Origin of the sequence: Pseudomonas sp. TH43 (assembly GCF_016650635.1) — a bacterium.
GTDB lineage: Bacteria > Pseudomonadota > Gammaproteobacteria > Pseudomonadales > Pseudomonadaceae > Aquipseudomonas.
Genome location: NZ_JAEKFI010000001.1, coordinates 88,196 through 112,899, shown reverse-complemented (window position 1 = coordinate 112,899; position 24,704 = coordinate 88,196). Strand labels below are relative to the sequence as shown.

Sequence of the window (24,704 nt, the reverse complement as noted above, 5' to 3'; positions counted from 1 at the left end):
ATCGAGGTAGGCGTCAGCCAGTTATTGGCTGAACTGCTGTCGCTCAACCTCCGTCAATTCGAGCAATAACGCGGTTTCCTGCGTTTTGAACGTCACCTCCAGCGCTACGACCTCTGCCAGATATGCCTCGGTTATCGCTGTATGGCGGTCTTCCAGCTCGCTTTGTATCTGCGCCTGTTTGTCCTTGAGTGCCGCCAATCGCGCTGCATATTTACGCTTCAGCTGATCGGTCCAGTACTTGCGCGTGACCAGATCTTCCTTGAACTCGGCCGACTGCTCGGCGCCAATCACTTCGGCATAGGCCGCGTCCAGGCTGGCGGCGCTGACGTTGCCGCTGTACAGCATGTCTTTCGGCTGCCCCGGCAGTTCCAGCCTGTCGCCAAGACCAATCCGATAAGCCAGTCGCACTTCCGCCGGATCCGGCCGACCGCCCTGCGCCTGACGTTGCTGCACATCGCGGTTGGCGATTTTCTCGATCCGCCCCAGACGAAACAGCTTCCTGCCCAGTTTGAACAACACGCTGTCTTGTTGGTTGGCTGGCGTCGATTTGACCGTATCGAACTCGAAGACCTTCACTTCAATGTCGCTGAACAACAGAATGCGGCCGTCGCCACACGTCTGCGCCGATTGCGCCATGACAAATACCGTGTCGCGCAATTCGGCATCACTGGCAGCCGCTGTCAGTACCCGATGCACGCGTCGCGTCAGATCGGCTCGTCCCAATTTGAAGTCTTTCGTGCCCTCCATTCGGTCGAGCAAGTTGAAAAAAGCCGCGTTGTTCGGCGCCTGCTCAAGATTGCTCCAGATCCGTGTCATCTCGTCAGCGTCGCTGGCCGCCTCATCAATCCAGCGTTGCCGTGCTTCTGGACCGGTTACGTGCTCAATATCCACATCCTCGTCGCTGATATCCGAAGTGTCGCCGTCGAAAGCACTATCGGTGTCAAAACCATCCAACACTTCATCAAGTTCCTCTGTCGACCAGCCCATGATCGACTCGCCCTCAGTCACTTCATTGCGCAACATCAGCAGGGCCGCACCGTCCAGGTTGTCGTTGCTAGTCACATTGGTACCCAAACGCAACTCGCGGTAGGGTTCTGTCAGCAACGCCTGGGGAATCGACTCAAGCATGTTGTCGCGCAGGTTCAGCGAGGTCAGCGCCGGCAGGCGCAAAACCCCGGCCGGCCAGTCGACCAGACGATTGCTGCGCACGTCGAGCGTGTGTAGCTGTGTGAGCGAACTGACATCCAGCACCTCCAGCCAGTTGTGCGATAAGTCGAGGGACTGCAACTGACCCAATGCAGCGATCTGGCGCTGAAGTTGCGGCGTCCAACTCAGCTGATTAGAGGATGCCGACAGTCGCGTGAGATGCGTCAGCGTGGTAACGGGCTCGGGCAAGGCTGTCAGGAAATTGCCATCGAGCTCCAGGGTGTGAATGCCTTCGAACGAACGCATGAAACCATCAGCCCCGGTTTCGTAGATAAACACCTTGTTCAGCTTTAACGTGCCGACATGGGAGAAGTCACCGGTCAACGTTGGCAAGCTGCCTAAAGGATTTTCGGACATATCGAGGGTATGACTGGCAGAGCCATCGGCCACCGCCGCACCGCGCAAATTATGCCGCCAACAACTGAGAATCTGGTCAGCCGCTTTGCGACGTTCCATGACGCTGACCCAGAGCGGCACACTCAGCTCCCGTAACTGGAAGGGTGGCTGGGTGATCCATTCATTGAGGGTTTCAGTCAGTGCCTGAAACTGCTTGTCCCATTCATCGATCTGCGCGAACAGCGCTCCCGCCCCGCCCGTACTCAACGTCAGATCATCGACGGCCCGCAATGCCTCGACGTCGAGCAGATCAGGATCAAGCCTCTGCAAACGTGCTTTTGGCGTGAAGCGTGCCAGTTGCTCCGCCGTCTCCGTACGCAACGGCAACAACAGCTCGGGGTGCAGGCTGGCCAGCGGCGGAAAATAGGCCGGGCCGCCAATGTTGATGCCGTCTCTGAGATCGGCTCGGGAAATGCCCATGGGCGCGACAGAGGGACTGTTCGCCAGCAGGTCGTAACGGGCCTCGGCGGTCAGCAGACAGCCGCTCATATCAACCCAAAGATGTCCGTGGCCATTGAATATGGCTTGGGGAATCGTGGCGACGGCACTGTTGTTCAATTCCAATTGAACCAGCGCCGGCACGTCCAGCGCGCCTCGAGGCCAGCTGGAAATGGCCGTGTAGCCCAAACGAAGGCGCTTCAAGGCACGCAACGAGCTGATATCCAGCGTTTCGATGCGGTTGTAACGCAAGTCGAGGAACTCCAGGGCCGTCAACCTGTTCAGGCGCTCCTGAGCACCTACAGTTATCGTCAGGTAATTGCGCGGCAGGCTCAGTTCTTTCAGTTTCGTCAGCCCGCCCAGAGTAGATGGCAAGTCGAACAGCTGATTGGAGCGAAGGTCGAGCGAACGCAACTCGCTGAAGTGCTGCAGGAATTGCCCGAGGTTGTCCACCGGGGCCATGACGTCGGCCATTTTCAGCGTTTGAACGTGAGCGAAACCGCTGGATTGCAGCACCGACAAATCCGGCAGATTACCCAGGGCCGTCCCGGATAAATCAAGCGTCGCTGCGCTGTCGAGCTCAATCACGGGCAACGGCTGTGAGATCGATGAACCGGGGGCAAGATCTGCACTGATCGGCAGCTCCCCGGTTTTGCCGTAACGGCGGAGCAACCCGCTCCTCCAGCATTCACGAATAAGCCTGGCAGCGGTTTCTCGCCCTCGCGCATCGACTGGGCGGCCATTGACCGTCGCCGAATGTTCCTGCCATACCATCATCTGCCGGGACAAAGCCTGTTGCTCATGACGCACGCCATTGACGTGATCGAGTAGCGCCCGCCCGGACAGCCCTTCGGCCTTCAGTTGCCGCAGCGCTGTAACGGCCAGTTCGCTGTCGCAATTGATTGCGACTTGCAGCGCACCCTGACTGTAGCGATCAAGCATTGTGTCGACATCCAGCAGATGGGCAGGGTTGTCGCGCACATATTCATACGCTTTGACAAACTGTTCAGGCTCCAGGCGTGCCCAGTTCAGGTCCAGACCGCGCCACAGGTTCTCGTGTCCCGAGAACAGTTCGGCCGGTAGCGTCGCAAGTTCGGTGCTGCTGAAATTGATCTTCTCAAGATTGGGTAGCTGCAACGCGCCTTCAGGCCAGGCCTGAAGATTACCGGCCAGATTCAACGTGCGCAGATTGGGCAACCGACTGACATCCAGTTGCGTACTGATCCCGCGCAGCGTCATGGTCTCGAGTTGCGGCATGACATTGACCAGCATCTGGGCGGTCGCACTGAACTCCTGACCGAGATTGCCGCCCAGTAACAAGCCACGCACAGCGGTCAACTCACTGAGTTTTTCGACCAATTGGGTGCGTTCCAAGGTGTCCCACACGTAAAGCTCAAGCGTATGGACGTTGGGGAACTGCCGCACAAACGCTTCGCTGGACTGACTGAGCAAACTCTGAACACTCAAGCGCAGGCTGCTGACGTTACGAAAGCGTGCGGTTAATTCGGGTAGAACTCCGGCGTTGCCCAAGTCCAGGTGAACGCCTTCCGAGACATCGGCCAGCCCGCCAGAGCGCCAGGCCTCTTTGATCGTTTGCACCGCTTGTCGTCGGGCCGCAGGCTCGCCACCGCTGCGGCTCCATTGCTCCAGTTGCGTGGCAAGGGTTTCGTATTCCAGGGCGCGCAGGCTCAATAAATGCGCGATTTGCGTTTCAGTGCTGCCATCAAGCAGCAGGTTGCTGACCATCCTTTCGGCCATCTCATCGGAAAATTCGGGATAGAGGTCTTGCACTCGGCAGATCAGTGAAGGATTGACCATCGCGCCAGTGCCACGGCCGCTCAACGGATAACCCACGCGACCGTCGGCCAAACGCTGAGGTGCCTTGAACCGCCGGCCGGCAACGGTTGGCAGCAGCGTTTCGAACATTGACTCTCGATGGGTTCGGGCGTAGGTGCAAAGGGCTTCTTGCAACGCCGGGCTTTGCCCTACATTCGGCACACCCAGCTGCACGCGCGCGTCATCCGGCAGGGCATGCATGATCGACGCGTAAAAATTGTCACCCTCGCGGGGCACACTGTTCAACGGGTTGCCGTATTGGTCAAAGGCCTGGAACTGATGAGTTTGATGATGTTGATGGCCGTCGGTGACCAGGTATTTGATCTCCTCGGCCCGACTCGCTGCCGACGCTCGCCAGAACTTTGCCGGTGTAATGGTGCTGACGCAGTTCCAGGCGCAACCGTTGCGGCCAGCCAGGCAGTTTTTCCAACGCCCGTAGCGCCAGGCGCTGGCTGTCGAGGGACGCCAGACTTTGCAGGTGCATACCGGCCAGCGCTGTGTTCAAACGCGCCAATCGGGCGCGGGTGCGGGCCTTGAGCAACAGGCTGGCTGGCAGCTTGGCCGTTTGCTGGATAGACAGGCGCTCGCGAACCGTGGCGCTGCTCAATACTTCATTTAGCGCGTCAGTCGACAGACTGGGGAACGCCTTGTGCAGTGGCTCGAAACCGGCGGCTTGCGGCCCTGAGACGTGAGTGCCGCCAACAGCATCCAGAAAGTCCGATGCCGCAACAGGCTCACCGCGACCGGCTCGCGCATTCACCTCGTTGAGCCAACGGTCGTACCGGAACTGACGCAAGGTGTCCGACAGAACCGAAGGCACAGGCTGCAGATCGACATGGATTTTGCGCAGCGCGTTGTCATCGACGCCGCTGATCCGCGCAATGTGCTCCAGCGTCGCGCTGTCCAGCTCATCAGTGACGTGCCCCAGACGACGAAGCAGTGTCTGGCGATCCCACGCCAAGGGGCGTTCGAAGGTGTGACGCCAGGCGCCCTGCTCATTCGATTGCAGGACGGGCTGATAAGCCTGCGGATCGTTCGGGTGTTTCAGGCGCCACTTGCCGAGGGCCTGATCGAAGGTTTTTTCGTAGACATTGTCTTCGAGGCGAATGTAAGTGCTGCCCGCCACTTCATATTGGCCCAAGCTGTTGGGCTTGAGTCCCGCGGGCAAAACTACATTACTCTTATAGGGCGCCAGGCTTGGTCGCCACAATTGCTCGTCACCAAACGGCAGCTTGATCCTGACCATGCCGTCGACAATCGGCGCGGAGAGTATTTTCGGCGCTTTGCCGGCCGCAGCGCCGAGAACCGCCACGAAGGCCAGGTTAGCCGCTACCGAGCCGAGATAACCCCAGGCTTGATCCGTGTCGCCGACACTCCAGGCCTCGGCACCGTGGTAGACATCCAGGGTCAGTTGAACGGCCATCACCGCCATCATCACCTCACCCAGCCCTGGAATGAAGAATGCTGCCACGTTGAGTATGTTCAGTCCCCACTCGGCGTAGTGCTCAAGTCGCGCCTTCCAGGCGTCGTGGTCAACCGTGGCCGTTGGCACCGCCAATTGCGCGGCCGACTCCTTCAGGCGCGTTTCATGCCGGGTATACAACTCATCGAACAGGTCGCCATCGAAAAAGCCTTCGGCGAGATTCAGCGTCGGCTCTTCGCGATAAACCCGACGGTAAATTCCGTCAATGTGCCCGGTGAGGGTCTGTTCACGATGCGCTGCGTGGGAATCCCATTCGCGCGTCTCCAAGGCAGTCTGCAGCGTGCCGAGGAACCTGCCGGCATCACCATGAGGGATGAGTCGCAAAAATGAACGCTGATAGGCGACATCACGCAGGCGCAACGCAAGATCTTGTTCAAACGCCGCCAGCGAGGCGTACTCCTTGATCGCCGCTACCGGGTCACCCGGCATGCACACGATGATCCGTGAGTCTGTGTAAGTCGCCACGTCCAGCAGGTTGGTGCCCGGATTGGACCAACTCAGGTCGACTTTTTTTCGCTTGCGCCGGCTTCCACCAATGACAAACATCTCGCTGACAGGCACACCGAGCACATGCAACTGGCTGAACGTCACCGCCTCGCCGTCCAGTTTTGGCGACTGCTCGCCATTCAGCACGCCGAGCACCGCCAGATAACCGGTTGGCGTGAGCAGCGACGTGAGCCGCGCAACGTGTGCGTGTGTGCGCAGGCTGTCCTTCGACGCCTCGATCGTCTGCGACTTTACGTCCGAGGCGCTCTCGCCATCATCGAAGATCGTCGCTAAATGCTCCTGATATTGTTTGCCGATATCCAGTTCGCGACACAACCGCGCAAAGTCAGCCGGCTGGATCGCCAGTTTTTTGATCCTGTAGCACTTCGATGGACCGAATGAGGGGTAATACCAACCGTAAAGCCCCTCACTCCCCTCCCCTTGAGGCGCCGCTTCACCCTGCTCGGCGATCAGTTGCGTTGGCGCGAATACTTGATCGTCTTCAAAGTTGCGCAGTGCCAGTTGCAGCAGGTTCTGATCGGTGAGCAGCACGTTGCTGAAAGGCACGTGGTACAGCCAGGTGTTTAGCGTATCGACTTTGATGCCGAACCTTTTGTGCAAAGCCCCCTCAAGCAAAGGCTGCGCGAACTCGGCGACACTTTTGAGCCCTTTGAGGGTTTTCGCCAGCGTCTGGCTGGACGTGCGACTGCGTTGCTGGCTGTCGCGGACTATCTGTCGTTGCACGGCGGTCAGCGCCGCGAACCAGTCAGGCATGGCGTCCTCAGCCAAACCTCCCGGTATTCTGGCCCTGCCCAGTTGCTTGATATTCGCGGCGGTGAAATGCCGTAGACGGTGTTGCAGCTTTTGTTTGACGAAAGGCTGGTGCAGCCCGCCCTCCCTTGACGATGTGGTTTCACTCATGTGGCGTTACCTGACGACTTTGTATGAAGCGTCAGTCAAACATCGCGAGCACGATCAATGGCGGTACATATATATACCTGCCCGGAAAAACGCCCCAGCCAGTCGAATTGGCTATGCTTGGTTTTTACACCGTGATGACGAGGGATTTATGGACGATCCAGTCGACAACAAACCGCCGACCTTCTGGCAGATGCTGCACAGCGTCATGGCGGCGGCGTTCGGGGTTCAAAGCGGCAAGAACCGGGCAAGGGATTTCACCCATGGCAAGCCCAGCCATTTCGTGATGCTGGGCATTCTGTTCACGGCGGTGTTCGCGCTGACGCTGTTTGCGATTGTCAAACTGGTGCTGCACTTCGCCGGTGTCTGACGGGTTTCAGCGCATCAGCGTTTGCAGGGTGAACGGATAGCGATACGTCGCTGGACGGCCCTTGGCCGACAGCTTGCGAAAGCTCACGCCATAATTCGGCGACTTGCCCAAGGCAAGCATTTGCTGTGCATGGGGTTTGTCGACCAATTGCAGCAACGGCAGCATGCGATCGCGCCCACCGTAGTGCTTCAAGTCGACGCCTTGCTGATCGTCATGCAACTCGACCAAAGCCCAGCCCCCCAGCGTAAAGTGCCCGCCAACCAGCGCGCTGAGGCGTCCGTCAAGCAAAGCCTGCAATGCCGCCGGGGATGTGTTTACCGCACTGAACAACGCATCTTTACCCGGGACCTTGCCCGTCTCGGCGTATGCGCGGATTGCGCCAAACGCCATTTCATCGTTGGCCGACCACACCAGGGACACCTTTGGATAGCGGCCGAACAGTTGCTTCGCCTGTTCATAGGCGCGGTCTTGCGTCCAGCCGCTGTAAACCAATTGTCGCAGTCGCACCTCTGGATGTTCGCTCAGGGCGCGCTGCATGCCGTGCTCGCGCAACTGCGCCGATGGCGTGACCTTGAGCCCCGAGAACGCGAGCATTTCAATCTGCTCGCCGTTTTCCAGCGGCGGGTGCAGACGAATCAGTTCCTTCATCATCAAGTACCCGCCCTCCTCGTCGTTCGGCACCAGACTGCCGATCAGGTCTCGACGTTCGCCAACCAGGGCCTGCTGATCAACGGTCAGCGCAGCGTTGACCATAAACAGCTTTACCCCGCTGTTCTGGGCCAGGCGCAGAATTTGCGGTGCAACGTATTGTTCGTTGACGAAAATCAGGTACTGCGGCCGATTCGGCCCCTGCAATGCCAGGCGTGCCTGAGCCAGCGTCAATTCCGGCTGGCGCTGCGAGTAGAGGATTTTCAGATCGATACCCAGGTCCCGGGCTGCTGCTTGCATGAATTGCGAATAACTGACCCAAAACGCTTCCTGGGTCGAACCCGGATTGAGGAACAGCACCGATTCGGCCCGCGCAGCGGACCCGAAAGCCACGCCGAACAGCAGCAGGCCAAGGTGGAAAATCTTCAACATGAGTCATCCGGGCCCGAGGAAAAATGGCCGCGCATTATAGCCATCGAATCAGCGGCTAATGACGCTTGATCCCGCTTTTGTCCGACAATCCATCGGAAACGGGCCCGGATGGGTCGTTTACTGATGACTGACCCAGAATACCGCTGTCCCCACTACCAGAATTATCAGGAACAAAATGGCCCACGCATCGACGCTACTGTCGCTTTTTCTTGCCTTGGTCGGATTGCTCATTGCATCGCCTCTTGTCGGTTTTATCGGTGATTGCAGAAAGACTCGACCACAGTTAAGACGATGATTGTCCGCACGACAAATGTGGATTAGCTGACAGTCGTTCTCGTTAGGCGTTTTGGTTCTTTACATATACTCAAACATCACTTTTGCGCATAACTGCAAACGGGTATATTGCCCCGGCTCCGTTAGGGAGAGCGCGGCCGTGCGCGCAGAATTGCAGAGGCACAATCGGACTCCAGCAAGCGAAAACGCAGTGCTACTCCGAATGGCCCAAGCCTGAGAACAGGACTTATATGTACGTATACGACGAGTACGATCAGCGGATCATCGAGGACCGCGTCAAGCAGTTCCGTGATCAGACCCGACGCTATCTGGCAGGTGAGCTGAGCGAAGAAGAATTCCGCCCCCTGCGCCTGCAAAATGGCCTCTACATCCAGCGCTTTGCGCCGATGTTGCGTGTGGCGGTGCCTTACGGCCAACTGACGTCGCGCCAGATGCGCATGATGGCCAAGATTGCCCGCGACTACGACAAGGGCTACGCCCACATCAGTACGCGGCAGAACGTGCAGTTCAACTGGCCGGCGGTGGAAGACATCCCGGACATCCTCGCTGAACTGGCCACCGTGCAAATGCACGCGATCCAGACCAGCGGCAACTGCCTGCGCAACGTCACCACCGACCAGTTCGCCGGTGTCGCTGCCGACGAGGTGATCGACCCGCGCCCATGGTGCGAGATCGTCCGTCAGTGGACTACGTTCCACCCGGAATTCGCCTACCTGCCGCGTAAATTCAAAATCGCCGTCAACGGATCGACCGCTGACCGTGCGGCCATTGAAGTCCACGACATTGGTCTGGAACCGGTACACAACGCCGCTGGCGAACTGGGTTTCCGTGTGTTGGTCGGCGGTGGCCTCGGCCGTACGCCGGTGGTCGGTGCGTTCATCAACGAATTCCTGCCATGGCAGGATCTGTTGAGCTACCTCGACGCCATCCTGCGCGTGTACAACCGCTATGGCCGTCGTGACAACAAATACAAGGCGCGGATCAAAATCCTCGTCAAAGCCCTCACGCCTGAAGTGTTCGCGCAGAAAGTCGATGCGGAAATGGAGCACCTGCGCGGTGGCCAGACCACATTGACCGAGGCCGAATTGCAGCGTGTGGCCAAGCACTTCGTCGATCCGGACTACAAGGCGCTGGACAACCAGACCGCCCAACTGGCCGATCTGGACAAAGAGCACGCGGGTTTTGCTCGCTGGCGTACCCGCAATACCCTGGCCCACAAAAAGCCGGGCTATGTTGCCGTGACCCTGTCGCTGAAACCGACCGGCGTTGCGCCGGGCGACATCACCGACAAGCAACTCGATGCCGTCGCCGATCTGGCCGACCGCTACAGCTTCGGTCAACTGCGTACTTCTCACGAGCAGAACATCATTCTTGCCGACGTCGAGCAAAGCCAGTTGTTCGCCCTGTGGGGCGAACTGCGTGAAGGTGGTTTCGCTACGCCGAACATTGGTCTGCTGACTGACATCATCTGCTGCCCTGGCGGCGATTTCTGCTCGCTGGCCAACGCCAAGTCGATCCCGATCGCCGAATCGATCCAGCGCCGTTTCGACGACCTCGACTACCTGTTCGACATCGGCGAGCTGGACCTGAACATCTCCGGGTGCATGAACGCCTGTGGTCACCACCACGTCGGCCACATCGGTATTCTCGGGGTGGACAAGAAAGGTGAAGAGTTCTACCAGGTGTCCCTCGGCGGCAGCGCCAGCCGTGATGCGAGCTTGGGCAAGATTCTCGGCCCCTCCTTCGCTCAGGAAGTCATGCCTGACGTGATCTCGAAGCTGATCGACGTGTACGTCGAACAACGTACTGAAGACGAGCGCTTCATCGACACCTATCAGCGTATTGGCATCGACCTCTTCAAGGAACGCGTCTATGCAGCGAATCATTAAGAACAACGAAGTCGTCGACGAAACCTGGCACCTGCTGCCAAAGGACTTCAACATCGACGAGATCAGCAACTGCGACGATTTGATCGTTCCATTGCAACTGTGGCGCGAACACAGCCGCATGCTCAAAGCTCGCGACGGCGGTCTGGGTGTATGGCTGGACGCCGACGAAGAAGCCGAAGAAATCGGAGAAGACGTCGCGGAGTTCCAGGTGATTGCCCTGAACTTCCCGGCGTTCACTGACGGCCGTAACTACTCCAATGCCCGTCTGCTGCGTGACCGTTACGGTTTCAAAGGCGAACTGCGAGCGATTGGCGACGTGCTGCGCGATCAGTTGTTCTACATGCACCGCTGCGGGTTCGACGCTTTTGCCGTGCGCCCGGATAAAGATCCGTACGAAGCCCTTGAAGGTCTCAAGGATTTCTCGGTGACCTATCAGGCCGCCACTGACGAGCCGCTGCCGCTGTTCCGTCGGCGCTGACCACACGGTTTTATCGCGGACAAAAAAAACGCCGGTCATTGACCGGCGTTTTTTATGGCTGACTGATTTACCAGAAGCGCTGTTGGGTCAGACGGCTCCACCAGCTCAACAGTACGCGGTCGACCGAACCGCTGGCGGCCATGCCGATGCGCTCCTGCAGGCTTTTGCGCTCGGCGTAATGCAGGTGATAAACCTCGAATTTCTTCGCGCGGTCGGCCAGGTATTCGTCGCTGGTCTTCAGTTCGTCTACCAGTTGTTTGTCGAGCGCGGCGACACCGAGCCAGACTTCACCGGTGGCGACTTCATCGATCGCCAGTTGCGGGCGATAACGGGCAACGAAGTTCTTGAACAACTGATGGGTAATGTCCAGGTCTTCCTGGAACTTCTCGCGGCCCTTCTCGGTGTTCTCGCCAAACACGGTCAGTGTGCGTTTGTATTCGCCGGCAGTCAGCACTTCGAAATCGATGTCGTGCTTCTTCAGCAAGCGGTTGACGTTGGGCAACTGGGCGACCACACCGATGGAGCCGAGAATCGCGAACGGCGCGCTGATGATCTTCTGCCCAATGCACGCCATCATGTAGCCGCCGCTGGCAGCGACCTTGTCGATGCACACGGTCAGAGGCACACCGGCTTCACGGATGCGTGCCAGTTGCGAGGACGCCAGGCCGTAGCTGTGGACCATGCCGCCACCGCTTTCCAGACGCAGTACCACTTCGTCCTTCGGTGTGGCGAGGGTCAGTAACGCGGTAATTTCATGGCGCAGGCTCTCGGTGGCCGAGGCCTTGATGTCGCCGTCGAAATCCAGCACGAACACCCGTGCTTTCGCTTCGGGCTTGTTCTTCTGCTTCTTCTCGCTTTTTTCGGACTTGGCCTGGCCTTTGCGCAGGGCCTTGAGCTGATCCTTGTCGAGCAGGGTTTGCTCGAGACGCTCGCGCAAGCCTTTATAAAAATCATTGAGCTTGCTGACCTGCAACTGACCGGCCGATTTGCGCCGGCCCTTGCTGCGCAATGCGGCAAAACTGGCAAGCACCACCAGAATGGCGATCACCAGGGTCACGGTCTTGGCCAGGAAGCTGGCGTATTCGGTAAAAAACTCCACAGAGGCTCCTTAAAACAATGCGTGGATGTGAAGCACACGCGGGATGGTTCCAGCATACCCATGCGCCGGCTCGGCGGCCAGCCGTGAAACCTCTGGCAACACGCCTGTAACGGGCATTTCAAACAAGCGTATGTTTTTTCATTGACAGCTCTCCGTCATCCTCATAACCTCGCCAAACCTTCAACGTACCGGGATGACGCGGACGTGGGCAGCATCTATCTGATTCGACATGGCCAGGCCTCCTTTGGTGCAGACGACTATGACGTCCTGTCGCCGATCGGTGTGCGCCAGGCAGAAATACTCGGACAGCACCTCGCTGAGCTGGGGATCAGCTTTGATCGCTGCATCGCCGGTGACCTGCGTCGCCAGCAACACACAGCCACCAGCGCGCTGGAGCAATTCAGTGCCAAAGGCGTTGCGGTGCCGAACCTGGAAACCGATTCCGCGTTCAATGAGTTCGATGCCGACGCGGTCATCCGCGCCCTGCTCCCGCCCATGCTGGACGACGAACCGGAAGCCCTCGAGATTTTGCGCAACGCTGCGCAAAACCGTGGCGAATTCCAGCGTATTTTCGCCTTGATCATCGAACGCTGGCTGGCCGGCACTTACGACACACCGGGGCTGGAAAGCTGGCTGGGCTTCGTCGAACGGGTTCAAGGCGGTTTGCATCGAATCCTCGAACAGGCTGAAAAGAATCAGAAAATCGCCGTGTTCACCTCCGGTGGCACCATCACTGCCCTGCTCCACCTCATTACACAAATGCCTGCCAAACAGGCTTTTGAATTGAATTGGCAAATCGTCAACACCTCGCTCAACCAGCTGAAGTTCCGCGGTCGCGAGGTGGCTTTGGCTACCTTCAACAGTCACGCTCATTTGCAACTGCTGAAGGCCCCGGAACTCATCACTTTCCGCTGAGTCCGGATAACTGTGACCCTGGCTGTAATCACCCAGCTCTCATTACCCAAGAAAGGATCGAACCATGACCTCCGTAGCTGATGCCGTACAAGCAATGAAAGCCAAGTTCAACCCAGCCGCCGCTGCCGGCCTGGACCTGGTCTTCGGTTTCCGCATCGACGAGACCAAGAACTTCTCGCTGATCGTCAAGGACAGCACCTGCGAGCTGCAAGAAGGCGAGAACCCGGACGCCCAGGTCACGCTGGTGATGGACGGCGAAACCCTGGAAGGCATCGTCGACGGTTCGACCGACGGCATGCAGGCGTTCATGGGCGGCAAACTGCGCGCTGAAGGCGACATGATGCTGGCGATGAAACTGTCCGAGCTGTTCCCTTCGTAAGACTGCCGTTCGCTTACAAACAAATCCCGCCATTGGCGGGATTTGTCGTTTCAGGGTCACTGGATGCCGTCAGCGTCCAGCTCCTTGAAGACCTGCCGATCGGCGATCTGGGTCTGACTGTCGGGGTACATTAACTGGACGCTGCCACCGGGGATGATTTCGCCGGTTTGCGCATCACGGGCGAAGGTGATGACATACCGCTCACCCTGGTACTTCAGGTAAATGTTGTAATAATCCCGTGGCTGATCCGGCGCTTCGAAGGCGCTGTAGCGATAGCGGATGCGTGGAACCAGCATCGGCCATTCCTTGCCAAGCAAGTCGCCATTGACCGGCGGATCCGCCGCCTCGAGGGCAACAATGGCGCCGGCTACCAACTCATCGTTGTCGCTTGGTTTGAAAGGCAATGGTCTGTTACGAAGCATGGTTACAGCGCTTTTTTTTCCATCGACAACATCACTACGGTACATACCGTTACGAAACCACTTGGAGGCATCAAAACGGTTTTCTTCCGGACTCCAGTCGCCGTAATACATATCAACTCTTGAAGAGCAGAAATAAAAACTCAAGAGAAGAATGACAGCAAGCAACATGAGCGCTTGAACGCCCCTGATCCTGAAAAAATGACTTTTCACTCGATGACCCGCGAACATCTGCGTCGACGACTTTCGTTCGATATTTGAATTTCGACTGCGGAGTTTTTCAAACCCTGCAAATCAACGCTTTGCGGCAGCCGCTTTTGCAAGATCGTTTTGTACTTGCAGGTACGCGACCTCTTCATCACTCCCTTTCACCAGGTGCGAGGCCATGGCTCCGGTCAGCAACTGCTTGGCGGTGACGTCCCAATCCAGTGTGACGACGTAAGTATCGTTCTGGAGGGTTACAAACAGCCAATAGGAATCCACGGGTTTGTCCGGCTCAGAGAATGCGCTGTAGGCATAGCGGATTTGACGACGCAAATCCGGGGTATTCAGGACGAGATCTTCCGTATCGACCTTCGGATATTTTTGTTCGATCGCGACCAGAACCTTGGTCAAAAGAACGTCGTTTGCAATGGCCTGCAAGCTTTCCGGCTTATCACGCAGCATGGTCAACGGACTCGCCTGCGCCGGCGTCCCCTCCAAGCGAGGGCGGTACATTCCGGAACTGAACCACCGAGTGGCGTCAAAGCGCACTTCTTCGGGACTCCAGGCGCCGTAATACATCATCACTTTGGCGGACATGTGTTCTTCCTTGGCGTAAATAAAGAGTGTTGCAACACTGACGACGGCCAGCAGCACGCACGATAGGAGCTGCTTAGCCGTTAACGCCCTTATTTTCATAGGGGTTTATAGGCACAGAGTTGTTTAGGAACACCATCAGGCGTATCACCTGAACGAACATCACGATGTGCGCCTAAAGCATCCAGAGGGAACCCGACCTTCTTTTCATACAACGCTCGACTGTCGTCGTGCGCCATCAAGTTACGCTGTTCTTCGGTGAGCGTGGGTTTGGGTGCCTGCGGCGCCTGTTCTCCAGGAATTTGAGCAGCGGGGTCATTCGCCTGCTTGCGATGCGCTGCCAATTTTCGCTGATAGGCAATCTTCTGACCTGTGTATGCCTCCATTGCCTGGGCATCACTACTCGCCTGCTTACGGATCCCCGGCACGGACTCGCGCTCGGCCGAGGTGCCGTAGGTGGTGTCGTAGTTGCTGCGTCGTGGAAACGCCCAAACGGTGGTCTTAGTCGAGTTGGCTAGAATCTGCGCCAGACTGCGTTCGAAATGGGGGTCTTCGCCTTCATTCACTTTGAAATCGGCGTTGATACCCAAACCGGTACGGCAGGCATACGAGTAAATTTTCGCACCGTAAGCGAATGCCTCGGGCTTGAACATCTGAGCCTGCGCATCACGCAGCCGATAACTGTCGTTTTTATCCAGTTCATAGCCCAGTTCGATACTGCCCACTACGCCGTGGGAGAAAAAATCCAGTTGTTTGATTTCCCGGCCCCGACGTTGCCGGGTGGCAATGAAGTCGACAACACCGGAAATGGAATCCATCTCTCGATACTGCGCACCGTGTTGGTTCTCCACGACGTCTTTCAAAGCCGCCAGCAAGTTGTCCGGGTAATCATTCTTGAACACCAGAAACACTCGCTGGACAGAAAAGGTCGGAGTGCCTGCCGGGTACTTGGTGAGTTGACGGATGCCCTGATTGATAAAGCGCATCTTGTTGCCTTTCTGGCCGCGAACCTTCTCGTACAGCGACATGTAGGATGCCCCCACGACAGTCACATAGTCCTGCGCCAGCGAGCCCTTCACCTGCGTCGTCGCGTGTTGATCGCTCGTTTCGCCCTGTTTCTTGTCCGGTGTCGCCACGATGAACCTTCTTTAGTAAGCGATGCCCAGTGCATCCAGGTGAGCGGCGGCTTCCTTGCCCCATTGCACGACAATGGAAGTCGGATCAGCGGTGAACACCCGTGCAGCGTTGCCGTGGTTGTCGGTATGGCCGACAAGGCGTTGTCCATCACCGGTTTCGATGCAAAAGAGCATGTCGGGAATGGCTTCGCCGGTGGTTTCGTCGACCAGTTGGAAACGTTCGCTGTGTTTGGGGACCGTCACGATCGGAATGAACGGTGCGGCGCCGGCCTGGGTGCCGACGAAGACGTCGCCAGAGCCGGTGATGATCATGCCGCCGTGGGCGGTGGCACTGCCGAGGAACGCAATGGGTTGGCCATTGATCAGGATGTTACCGATGCCTTCGCTGACCGCATCGCCGCAGGCCGTGGCGTCGCCGACGCGCAGCACCGGCATGCCGTTGATGTTCACGTTGGGTGAACCGGCGGTGCTGGCATTGGTGCCGTGGCCGGTTACCGGGCAGGCGTTGAGATCACTGAGTCGGGCGGCAGGTTTTGCCATCATCTACATCCTTGTGAGAGCCAAGCCGCGAAATGTACCGGATCTAGACCAGGGATAAAAGTCTGTCCTTGGCTGTCAGGGGCAAATCCGGCGCAGCGAACGAGGCTGCCAGCAACTCTCGCGTATAAGGATGGCGCGCCTGACGAAACAGCTCATCCGTCGCGCCACGCTCCACCACCTCGCCATCCTTCATTACGATCAAGTCATGCGCCAGCGCCCGCACCACCGCCAGATCGTGGCTGATGAACAGGTAGGTCAAGCCGTGTTCCTCCTGCAATCGCCGCAACAACGCAACGATCTGTTTTTGCACCGTACGATCGAGCGCCGAGGTCGGTTCATCCAGCAGGATCAAGTCCGGTTTGAGCACCAGTGCGCGGGCGATGGCGATGCGTTGTCGCTGACCACCGGAAAACTCATGGGGATAGCGATGGCGCGTTGCCGGATCGAGGCCGACTTCGCGTAGCACGGCAATCACCGCCTGCTCCCGCTCGTCAGCGTTCAGATCACTGTGCACGCTTAATCCTTCGGCGATGATCTGCTCCACGCAAAGGCGTGGGCTGAGACTGCCGAACGGATCCTGAAACACCACTTGCAGGCGTTTGCGCAGTGGCCGCAGTTGCTTGCCGCTCAGTTGCTCCAGCGCCTCGCCCTGAAAGCGAATCTGGCCCTCGGCATCGATCAGGCGCAGGATCGCCTGCCCCAATGTGGATTTGCCAGAACCCGATTCGCCGACAATCCCCAAGGTCTTGCCGCGCTGTAGATTCAGGCCAATCCCCTTCACCGCGTGCAGATAAGTCCTCGGCCGCAGCCAGCCTCCGCCGAGCCGGAAGCGCACGTTGAGATCACTCACCTGCAACAGATCTTCTGTCGCATCGCGACAAAGCGCCGTGCCGCCCGGTTCGGCATTGAGCAATTCAATGCTGTAAGGATGCTGCGGCGCACTGAACAGCTGTTCGCAAGGCGCCTGCTCGACAATCAGTCCCCCGCGCATCACTGCCACGCGCTGAGCGATATTGCGCACCAGATTAAGGTCATGGCTGATGATCAACAGCGCCATGCCCAATCGCTGCTGCAGTTCTTTGAGCAGCAAAAGAATCTTGCGCTGCACGGTCACGTCCAGCGCTGTGGTCGGTTCATCAGCGATCAACAACTGCGGTTCGCAGGCCAGCGCCATGGCAATCATCACCCGTTGCCGCTGGCCGCCCGACAGTTGATGCGGATAAGCCTTCAGCCGTTCGCGCGGGCGCTGAATGCCGACCAGTTCCAGCAGTTCAAGAATACGTGCGCGGGCGGCCGCGCCGGCCAGGCCCTTGTGCAGCGCAAGGCTTTCACCCAACTGCCGTTCGATAGTGTGCAGCGGGTTCAACGAGCTCATCGGCTCCTGAAAAATCATCGCGATGCGATTGCCGCGCAATTGCCGCAGATACCGCTCATGCACGCCCAGCAGCTCTTCGCCGGCGTAACGAATGCTGCCGTCGATGCGCGTGCTAGCCGGGTCGAGCAGTTGCAGGATGCTGTGCGCCGTCACCGATTTGCCGGAACCGGACTCGCCCACCAGCGCCAGGCATTCACCGGGACGCACGTCGAGATCAATGCCATGCACGACTTCATGTCCGTTGAAGGCGATTCGCAGATCGCGAATTTCAATCAGCTTCTGGTTCATTTCAAGCCCTCGGATCAAAGGCATCACGGCACGCTTCGCCAATGAACACCAACAGAGAAAGGATCAACGCCAACGCGAAAAACGCCGTCAGTCCAAGCCACGGCGCTTGCAGATTGTTCTTGCCCTGCCCGATCAGTTCGCCCAGCGAAGCACTGCCGGCGGGCATGCCGAAACCGAGGAAATCCAGCGCCGACAGGGTGGCAATTGCCCCGGTCAGAATGAACGGCAGATAGGTCAGGGTCGCGCTCATGGCATTGGGCAGAATGTGCCGGACGATCACTTGCGCATCGCCAACGCCCAATGCCCGTGCGGCTTTCACATATTCCAGGCCACGACTGCGCAAGAATTCCGCGCGGACGACGTCGACCAGACTCAGCCAGGAAAACAACGCCATGATCCCCAGCAGCCACCAGAAATTCGGCTCGACGAACCCCGACAGAATGATCAGCAAATACAGCACTGGCAGACCCGACCACACCTCCAGCAAGCGCTGCCCGAGCAGGTCAACCCAACCGCCGTAGTAACCTTGCAACGCTCCGGCCGCGATACCGATCAGCGCACTGACCGCCGTCAGCACCAAGGCAAACAACAGCGACACGCGCGTGCCGAATATCACCCGTGCCAAAACATCCCGTGCCTGATCGTCGGTGCCCAGCCAGTTCTGCTCGGTCGGCGGGCTCGGCGCCGGTTCAGTCAGGTCGTAATTGACCGTGTCGAAACCGAACGGAATCGGCGCAAACCACATCCGCCCGCCCTGTCCCTCGATCAACTGCCGCACCTGAGCGCTGCGATAGTCAGGCTGAAACGGCAGTTCACCGCCGAAATCCTGTTCGCTGTAGCGCTTCAACGCCGGGAAGTACCAGTCGCCCTGATAGCTCACCAGCAACGGTTTGTCATTGGCCACCAACTCGCCACCGAGGCTCAGGCCGAACAGCGCGAGAAACAGCCACAACGACCACCAGCCACGCCGATGCGCCTTGAACCGCGCCCAGCGACGCTGGCCGATTGGAGTTAACGTCAGCATCAGGCAGCCCTCGAGGTGAAGTCGATTCGCGGGTCGACCAGCGTGTAACACAGGTCGCCGAGCAATTTTATCAATAGCCCGAACAACGTGAAGATGAACAGTGAACCGAACACCACCGGGTAGTCCCGCGACACCGCTGCTTCGTAACTGAGCCGGCCGAGGCCATCGAGGGAGAAGATCACTTCGATCAGCAGTGAACCGCCGAAAAACACCGTGACCAGCGCTTGCGGCAGGCCGGCGACCACCAGCAGCATCGCGTTGCGAAACACATGTCCGTACAACACCTGCCGCTCGTTCAGCCCCTTCGCCCGCGCTGTCACCACGTACAGCCGTGAGATTTCATTGAGAAAGCTGTTCTTGGTCAGAATCGTCAGCGTGGCGAACCCGCCAATCACCAGCGCGGTGACCGGCAGCACCAGGTGCCAGAAATAGTCGGCAACCTTGCCCAACAGCGACAGTTCGGCGAAGTTGTCCGAAACGAGCCCGCGCACCGGAAACCAGTCCAGCGCCGTGCCGCCAGCGAACACCACAATCAGCAACAGCGCGAACAGAAAACCCGGCATCGCGTAACCGATGATGATCGCCGCGCTGCTCCAGACATCGAACGCCGAGCCGTTGTGCACGGCTTTGCGAATGCCCAGCGGAATCGACACCAGATACGTGATCAGCGTTGCCCATAATCCCAGCGACAACGTCACCGGGAGCTTTTGCCAGATCAGTTCGGTGACGCTGGCACCGCGAAAGAAGCTCTGGCCGAAATCCAGTCGCGCGTAACTTTTCAGCATCAGCCACAAGCGCTCACTGGCAGGTTTATCGAAGCCGTACTGACGCTCGATGTCGGCCACCAGTTTCGGGTCCAGGCCACGGGTGGCGCGGGATTCACCGCCGATGGACTCGACATGGCTGGCGCCCACGCCGCCAACCCCGATGCCCTGCAAGCGCGCAATGGCTTGCTCCACCGGGCCACCGGGCGCGGCCTGGACGATGACGAAGTTGACCAGCAGAATCGCCAGTAACGTCGGCACGATCAGCAGCAGACGTCGCAGGCTATAACCCCACATGGCTGTACTCCTTTTGCAGCTGGGTCGAGGTCAGTGCGGTCGGGCTGATTTCCCACCAGGTGTCGAGACCGGCGTCGTACAGCGGCGCAATGGCCGGACGGCCGAAACGGTTCCACCACACGGTGGAAATGCCTGGCGGGTAGTAGTTGGGAATCCAGTAATAGCCCCACTGCAATACGCGATCCAACGCATGGGCGTGACGCAACAGACTTTCGCGGTTGTCGGCCTGTACCAGCCCTTCGAGCAACGCATCGACGGCCGGATCACGCAATACCATGTAGTTGTTCGAACCGGGGTCATCAGCGCCCTCGGCACCGAAGTAATTGAACATCTCGCGCCCCGGCGCCTGACTCACCGGATAAGCAGCGACGATCATGTCGTAGTCGCGATTGCGCACGCGATTGGTGTATTGCGCGGTGTCGACCTGGCGGATATCGAAGCCGATACCAATCTGTGCGAGGTTGCGCTTGAACGGCAGCAACAATCGCTCGAAGCCTTTCTGGCCGTTGAGAAAGGTGAATTGCAGCGGCTCGCCATTGGCATTCACCAACTGATCGCCGCGAGGTTTCCAGCCTGCCGCTTCGAGCAGTTTCAAGGCTCGCAACTGCTCGGCACGTATGTTGCCGCTGCCATCGGTTTTTGGCGCCTGGAACACCTCGGTGAAGACTTCGTCGGGAATCTGCCCGCGCAAAGGCTCAAGGATCTTCAGCTCTTCGGCATCCGGCAATGCGCTGGCTGCCAGCGCGCTGTGGGAGAAGTAACTACGCTGACGCAAATACAGGCTGCGCATCATCTGCCGGTTGGTCCACTCGAAATCCCAGAGCATGGCGATGGCCTGACGCACACGGCGATCCTGAAACAGCGGTTTTTGCAGGTTGAACACAAAACCCTGCGCGCCCTGGGCAGCGCCCGGCGCCAAGTGCTCGCGCAGCAATTTGCCTTGCTCCAGCGCGGCGCCGGCATAGCCAATGGTGTAACTGGTCGCTGAAAATTCGCGGTTGTAATCGAAGCCACCGGCCTTCAATACCTGACGCGCAACATCGGTGTCGGCGAAGAACTCCACGCTCAGATGATCGAAGTTGTAGAGTCCGCGGGTGATCGGCAGGTCCTTCGCCCACCAGTCCTGAACCCGCTGAAATTTCACGCTGCGCCCGGCGTCCACCGCGCTGATCCGATAAGGACCGCTGCCCGGAGGGATCTCGAAACCACCGCCTTCAGCGAAGTCGCGGCTGCGCCACCAATGCTCGGGCAGCACCGGCAATGTCGCCAGGTCCAGTGGCAAAGTGCGGCTGTCGGTGCTTTTAAAATTGAAGCGCACTTGGGTCGGCGACTCGACAATGACTTCGCCAACATCGCGAAACTGCTGGCGGTATTTCAGGCTGCCTTGGGTGATGAAGAGGTTGAACGTGTAACGAACGTCTTCGGCAGTAATCGCCGTGCCATCGTCAAAACGCGCGTTGGGGTTGAGGTAAAAACGCAGCCAGCGGCGATTGCTGTCCAGCTCGATTTTTTGCGCCACCAGGCCGTAGACACTGTAGGGCTCGTCTTTGCTGCGATAAGCCAGCGGCGCATACAGCCAGCCGTCAACGTCGGCAACACCGGTGCCTTTGTCGGTATAGGGAATCAGGTGATCGAACGGGCCGCTTTCCAGCGAAGAACGCCGCAGGCTGCCGCCCTTGGGTGCGTTGGGGTTGGCGTAGGCCAGATGCTGGAAATCGGCGGCGTACTTGGGGGCTTCGCCATAGACGGTGAGTGCCGGTTGCGGCGCGGCCCATGTCGTTGGGCTCAGTAACAGGCAAAGGCCCAGAAGGTGATGTCTGCAAAGCATTTGGCAGATCCTTTTTACACGGTGCGGCTAATGGCCTCTTCGCTGGCAGGCCCCATCAATACCCTGTGGGAGCCAGCCTGCTGGCGATGACTACCAGACAATCAGCACATTTCCTGCCGGCCGGTGATGCGCAACAGGCCGGCGATACCCCTGTAGGAGCTGCCGCAGGCTGCGATCTTTGGTTTTTGGAAGATCAAAAGATCGCAGCCTGCGGCAGCTCCTACAGGGTTTGTTTAGAATTTGTAGGCAATCCGCGTGTACAGCGTTCGCCCAAACGGATCGCCATATTTCGGGTCGTAGCCGCTCTGGAACGTGTAGGTCTGGTTGCTGAATGGCGGCTCGCGGTCGAACAGGTTTTTCGCGCCGAGGGTCACGCTCAGGGTCTTGCGCCAGGTGTAGGTACCGGCCAGATCCCAGACGTTGTACGAGCCGACGTAATCGTGGGTGTCACGGTCGGAATCGTGATAACCGCTGGTATAGCGGTTGGTCAGCGCCACACCGTACGGGCCGTAGTTCCAGCTGCCGGTCAGGCTGTGACGCCAGCGGGCCACGGCACCGGCCGAGGCGAAATCACCGCCACGGAAGTCGCCGAGTTTGTCGATGTAGTCACCCTTTTGTTGCTGCTGATAGTCGTATCGGGTGACATAAGTGCCTTGCAGACCGATGCCGAAATTACCGTACGGGGTGCTGGGCAAACGGTAATCGAAGCTGACATCGACGCCATTGGTCTTGATCTTGCCGAGGTTGGCCAGGCCGGTAACGACATGGTCGATGGAACCGTCAGGCTTGCGGATCAGCCGTTCCGGGTACAGTTCCGGGTTCTCGAAGACTGCCGATTCCGGGAACTCGGCGATCTGGTTGGCGATGTCGATCCACCAGAAATCCAGGCCGGTGGTCAGACGCTCGAACGGCTGATAGACAAACCCCAGGGTGACGTTGCGCGCGGTTTCCGGGCTCAGGTCAGTGTTGCCGCCGGTGCTGCGATTGAACTGCTGTGCGCAGTCGCGATTGGCAATACCGCCGTTACTCGGATTACCACCGGCGCACAAGCGCGGATCGTTGTAATTGGCATTGGTGAATGTGGTGAAATTCGGGTTGTACAGCTCATACAACGACGGCGCGCGGAAACCTTCACTGTAGGCGCCACGCACCACCAGCTCCTTGAAAGGCTGAAAGCGGAACGAATATTTCGGGTTGGTGGTACTGCCGAAATCGCTGTACTTGTCGTGACGCACGGCGGCGGACAACTCCAGGCTGTCGAGCACCGGCACGTTCACCTCGGCATATTCAGCCGAAACACTGCGATCCCCGGCGACGCTGCCGTTCGGGTCGACGCCAAGGCTTTGCACGTCGCCGGCAAACGGCGCGAAATCCTGATGGAAGTCTTCCTTGCGATACTCGCCGCCCAGCGCCAGGGCCGAAGGGCCCGCGCCGAACCAGTCACCAATCTCGCGGCTGATGCGCCCATCGATGGCCTTCACCCGCCCTACCGCCGTGGCGTAATCGCCATCCACCGCGTTGGCGGCCAATAACGCCGAACCGGCTGCGGTCTGCGGCCCGAACGGATTGATTACACCGTTGGCAATGCCTGCGCTGACCGCCCGATCATTGACGTAACCGCTCTCGATGCTGTTGACCACTTTGTTCTGGTTGTAGGAAGCACCGAGGTTGTAATCCCAGCCGACCAGCGTGCCGTCGAAACTCAGCAGCAAGCGCTGGCCGGTGTTGTCGTCTTCATGCTGGCGCGCGCCGACGGCCGTTTCACGCCAGTTCACGTCGACTGGCTGCGTCGGGTCAAGGGCGAAGCCGCTTGGCCCCGGTGTGATGCCGTTGCCCGGATAAAACGTAGTGCCCGGATTGACCTGATTGCCCATCAAGGTGCCAGGGCCGATCTGCGTGCGGTTCTCGTTGCGTGCCCAGAAATATTCGAGGCTGACATTGTGATCGTCCGACAGCTTGCCGGTGGCTTTGGCGAACGCTGAGGTTTTTTCGGTTTCCGGCACCAGATCGAGATAATTCCACAGGCTCTGACGGCAGATGCCGTTGCGCGACAACAGTCCCGGTGCGTTGCAGCCGGAACCGGCCAGTGGGTTGGTTGCATTACTGCCCTGACTCCAGTTGGCCGGCGATGCAGTGCCAGAGGTGTAATCGAGCCCGCGTCCAGGCTGGTAGTTGTAGGTATAGGCGCGGTCATCGGCAGCCAGTCGTTGCTGTTTGTCATAACTGACCACGCCAAACACATTGAAGCGGTCATCCTGCAAATCGCCGAACCCCCAACTGCCACTGAAATTGCGGCTTTCGCCACCGCCCGAATGCGTCGGTGAGTCGTAGTTGCTGCTGATCTGCCCTTCGGTGAGGCTGGTCTTGGTGATGAAGTTGATCACCCCGCCGATCGCATCGGTGCCGTACAACGCCGAAGCACCGTCACGCAGCACTTCTACACGGTCAATGGCGGCGAACGGGATGGTGTTGAGGTCGACCCCGGAGCCATTGATCGCGTTGGTGGCGTTGTTACTCAAACGCCGGCCGTTGAGCAGCACCAATGTCTTGTTCGGGCCGATGCCGCGTAAATCCGCGTAGGAAGCACCGCCGCTGCTCGACCCCACCGATCGCCCGGAGCCGACAGAAGACTGGTTGGCGGAAATACGGCTGACCAGCTCCTCCGTGGTCGAAACGCCCTGCTCGCGCAATTCTTCGACGCGCAGGATGGTGACCGGCACTGCGGTTTCGGCATCGACCCGGCGGATCGCCGTGCCCGTGACTTCAACCCGTTGCAGTTGGGTCGTCGGTTCGGTTGCCGTGCTGTCAGCGGCCATGGCCGGCAGCGTGTTGATAGCCAGCAGCAAGGCCAGGCTCAATGGTGATTTGACCGGTGAAAACTGAATCATGAACAGCCATCCCTGCGTTTTGGTTTATGCAGGGATGTGCGATGGCGCAGGGGGATTTATAGGGCGCGGTTTAGACCGTT

18 protein-coding genes are annotated in these 24,704 nt (G+C 58.7%); 5 read left to right on the top strand and 13 right to left on the bottom strand.

The window, feature by feature from the left end; genetic code table 11:
• Positions 1–21: 21 nt before the first annotated feature.
• Complete coding sequence (locus JFT81_RS00410) at positions 22–3,966, bottom strand: NEL-type E3 ubiquitin ligase domain-containing protein (RefSeq protein WP_201225401.1); 3,945 nt, start codon at positions 3,964–3,966, stop codon at positions 22–24.
• Between the two features lie 172 nt (positions 3,967–4,138).
• A complete protein-coding gene (locus JFT81_RS00405) occupies positions 4,139–6,619 on the bottom strand; it encodes a DUF6543 domain-containing protein (protein ID WP_201225399.1) in 2,481 nt (826 codons plus the stop codon).
• A 295-nt stretch (positions 6,620–6,914) separates the two neighbouring features.
• Between JFT81_RS00405 and JFT81_RS00400 the strand changes: the two genes are divergently transcribed.
• Positions 6,915–7,133 (top strand): DUF2970 domain-containing protein, encoded by a 219-nt coding sequence (locus JFT81_RS00400; protein WP_016983294.1) that lies wholly within the window; start codon positions 6,915–6,917, stop codon positions 7,131–7,133.
• 6 nt (positions 7,134–7,139) lie between these two features.
• On the opposite strand, the gene JFT81_RS00395 is transcribed toward JFT81_RS00400, so the two are convergent.
• Entirely contained in the window at positions 7,140–8,213 is a 1,074-nt protein-coding gene (locus tag JFT81_RS00395) for an ABC transporter substrate-binding protein (protein ID WP_201225397.1), read from the bottom strand.
• 524 nt (positions 8,214–8,737) lie between these two features.
• On the opposite strand from JFT81_RS00395, the gene JFT81_RS00390 reads away from it, so the two are divergent.
• Positions 8,738–10,396 (top strand): nitrite/sulfite reductase, encoded by a 1,659-nt coding sequence (locus JFT81_RS00390; RefSeq protein ID WP_201225395.1) that lies wholly within the window; start codon positions 8,738–8,740, stop codon positions 10,394–10,396.
• Entirely contained in the window at positions 10,380–10,874 is a 495-nt protein-coding gene (locus JFT81_RS00385; protein ID WP_008080464.1) for a DUF934 domain-containing protein, read from the top strand. The genes JFT81_RS00390 and JFT81_RS00385 overlap by 17 nt, the downstream gene beginning before the upstream one ends.
• 67 nt (positions 10,875–10,941) lie before the next feature.
• Here the strand turns inward: JFT81_RS00385 and sohB are convergent, their stop codons facing one another.
• A complete protein-coding gene (gene sohB / locus JFT81_RS00380; RefSeq protein WP_201225394.1) occupies positions 10,942–11,973 on the bottom strand; it encodes a protease SohB in 1,032 nt (343 codons plus the stop codon).
• A gap of 204 nt (positions 11,974–12,177) precedes the next feature.
• On the opposite strand from sohB, the gene JFT81_RS00375 reads away from it, so the two are divergent.
• Both JFT81_RS00375 and JFT81_RS00370 read left to right on the top strand, forming a co-directional pair.
• Positions 12,178–12,888: a histidine phosphatase family protein gene (locus JFT81_RS00375; RefSeq protein WP_201225392.1), complete on the top strand. Its 711-nt coding sequence runs from the start codon at positions 12,178–12,180 to the stop codon at positions 12,886–12,888.
• Between the two features lie 64 nt (positions 12,889–12,952).
• A complete protein-coding gene (locus JFT81_RS00370; RefSeq protein WP_103302367.1) occupies positions 12,953–13,267 on the top strand; it encodes an SCP2 sterol-binding domain-containing protein in 315 nt (104 codons plus the stop codon).
• A gap of 56 nt (positions 13,268–13,323) precedes the next feature.
• Here the strand turns inward: JFT81_RS00370 and JFT81_RS00365 are convergent, their stop codons facing one another.
• The 9 genes from JFT81_RS00365 to JFT81_RS00325 all read right to left on the bottom strand — a co-directional run bounded on the left by JFT81_RS00365 (position 13,324) and on the right by JFT81_RS00325 (position 24,624).
• Positions 13,324–13,689, bottom strand: a complete 366-nt coding sequence (locus tag JFT81_RS00365; protein WP_201225390.1) for a hypothetical protein — start codon at positions 13,687–13,689, stop codon at positions 13,324–13,326.
• A gap of 291 nt (positions 13,690–13,980) precedes the next feature.
• Positions 13,981–14,487, bottom strand: coding sequence for a hypothetical protein (locus JFT81_RS00360; protein WP_201225389.1), 507 nt, complete (start codon positions 14,485–14,487; stop codon positions 13,981–13,983).
• Positions 14,488–14,582: 95 nt separating this feature from the next.
• Positions 14,583–15,620, bottom strand: coding sequence for a hypothetical protein (locus tag JFT81_RS00355; RefSeq protein WP_201225387.1), 1,038 nt, complete (start codon positions 15,618–15,620; stop codon positions 14,583–14,585).
• 12 nt (positions 15,621–15,632) lie between these two features.
• The gene (locus tag JFT81_RS00350) at positions 15,633–16,160 is read right to left on the bottom strand and encodes a PAAR domain-containing protein (protein WP_201203231.1); all 528 of its coding nucleotides are present in this window, start codon (positions 16,158–16,160) and stop codon (positions 15,633–15,635) included.
• A 43-nt stretch (positions 16,161–16,203) separates the two neighbouring features.
• Positions 16,204–17,823 (bottom strand): ABC transporter ATP-binding protein, encoded by a 1,620-nt coding sequence (locus JFT81_RS00345; protein WP_201225385.1) that lies wholly within the window; start codon positions 17,821–17,823, stop codon positions 16,204–16,206.
• 1 nt (position 17,824) lies between these two features.
• A complete protein-coding gene (locus JFT81_RS00340; RefSeq protein ID WP_201225383.1) occupies positions 17,825–18,847 on the bottom strand; it encodes an ABC transporter permease in 1,023 nt (340 codons plus the stop codon).
• A complete protein-coding gene (locus tag JFT81_RS00335; RefSeq protein WP_201225381.1) occupies positions 18,847–19,908 on the bottom strand; it encodes a microcin C ABC transporter permease YejB in 1,062 nt (353 codons plus the stop codon). Before JFT81_RS00335 ends, JFT81_RS00340 begins: the two co-directional genes overlap by 1 nt.
• Complete coding sequence (locus JFT81_RS00330) at positions 19,895–21,736, bottom strand: extracellular solute-binding protein (RefSeq protein WP_201225379.1); 1,842 nt, start codon at positions 21,734–21,736, stop codon at positions 19,895–19,897. Before JFT81_RS00330 ends, JFT81_RS00335 begins: the two co-directional genes overlap by 14 nt.
• A 233-nt stretch (positions 21,737–21,969) precedes the next feature.
• Positions 21,970–24,624, bottom strand: a complete 2,655-nt coding sequence (locus JFT81_RS00325; protein WP_201225377.1) for a TonB-dependent receptor — start codon at positions 24,622–24,624, stop codon at positions 21,970–21,972.
• Positions 24,625–24,704: the final 80 nt, after the last annotated feature.

Excerpts from the sequence above, each read along its gene's own strand:
- JFT81_RS00410 (WP_201225401.1), bottom strand. The coding sequence starts at position 3,966 with ATGTTCGAAACGCTGCTGCCAACCGTTGCCGGCCGGCGGTTCAAGGCA.
- JFT81_RS00405 (WP_201225399.1), bottom strand. The coding sequence starts at position 6,619 with ATGCCTGACTGGTTCGCGGCGCTGACCGCCGTGCAACGACAGATAGTC.
- JFT81_RS00400 (WP_016983294.1), top strand. The coding sequence starts at position 6,915 with ATGGACGATCCAGTCGACAACAAACCGCCGACCTTCTGGCAGATGCTG.
- JFT81_RS00395 (WP_201225397.1), bottom strand. The coding sequence starts at position 8,213 with ATGTTGAAGATTTTCCACCTTGGCCTGCTGCTGTTCGGCGTGGCTTTC.
- JFT81_RS00390 (WP_201225395.1), top strand. The coding sequence starts at position 8,738 with ATGTACGTATACGACGAGTACGATCAGCGGATCATCGAGGACCGCGTC.
- JFT81_RS00385 (WP_008080464.1), top strand. The coding sequence starts at position 10,380 with ATGCAGCGAATCATTAAGAACAACGAAGTCGTCGACGAAACCTGGCAC.
- JFT81_RS00370 (WP_103302367.1), top strand. The coding sequence starts at position 12,953 with ATGACCTCCGTAGCTGATGCCGTACAAGCAATGAAAGCCAAGTTCAAC.
- JFT81_RS00365 (WP_201225390.1), bottom strand. The coding sequence starts at position 13,689 with ATGCTTCGTAACAGACCATTGCCTTTCAAACCAAGCGACAACGATGAG.
- JFT81_RS00360 (WP_201225389.1), bottom strand. The coding sequence starts at position 14,487 with ATGTCCGCCAAAGTGATGATGTATTACGGCGCCTGGAGTCCCGAAGAA.
- JFT81_RS00350 (WP_201203231.1), bottom strand. The coding sequence starts at position 16,160 with ATGGCAAAACCTGCCGCCCGACTCAGTGATCTCAACGCCTGCCCGGTA.
- JFT81_RS00345 (WP_201225385.1), bottom strand. The coding sequence starts at position 17,823 with ATGAACCAGAAGCTGATTGAAATTCGCGATCTGCGAATCGCCTTCAAC.
- JFT81_RS00340 (WP_201225383.1), bottom strand. The coding sequence starts at position 18,847 with ATGCTGACGTTAACTCCAATCGGCCAGCGTCGCTGGGCGCGGTTCAAG.
- JFT81_RS00335 (WP_201225381.1), bottom strand. The coding sequence starts at position 19,908 with ATGTGGGGTTATAGCCTGCGACGTCTGCTGCTGATCGTGCCGACGTTA.
- JFT81_RS00330 (WP_201225379.1), bottom strand. The coding sequence starts at position 21,736 with ATGCTTTGCAGACATCACCTTCTGGGCCTTTGCCTGTTACTGAGCCCA.
- JFT81_RS00325 (WP_201225377.1), bottom strand. The coding sequence starts at position 24,624 with ATGATTCAGTTTTCACCGGTCAAATCACCATTGAGCCTGGCCTTGCTG.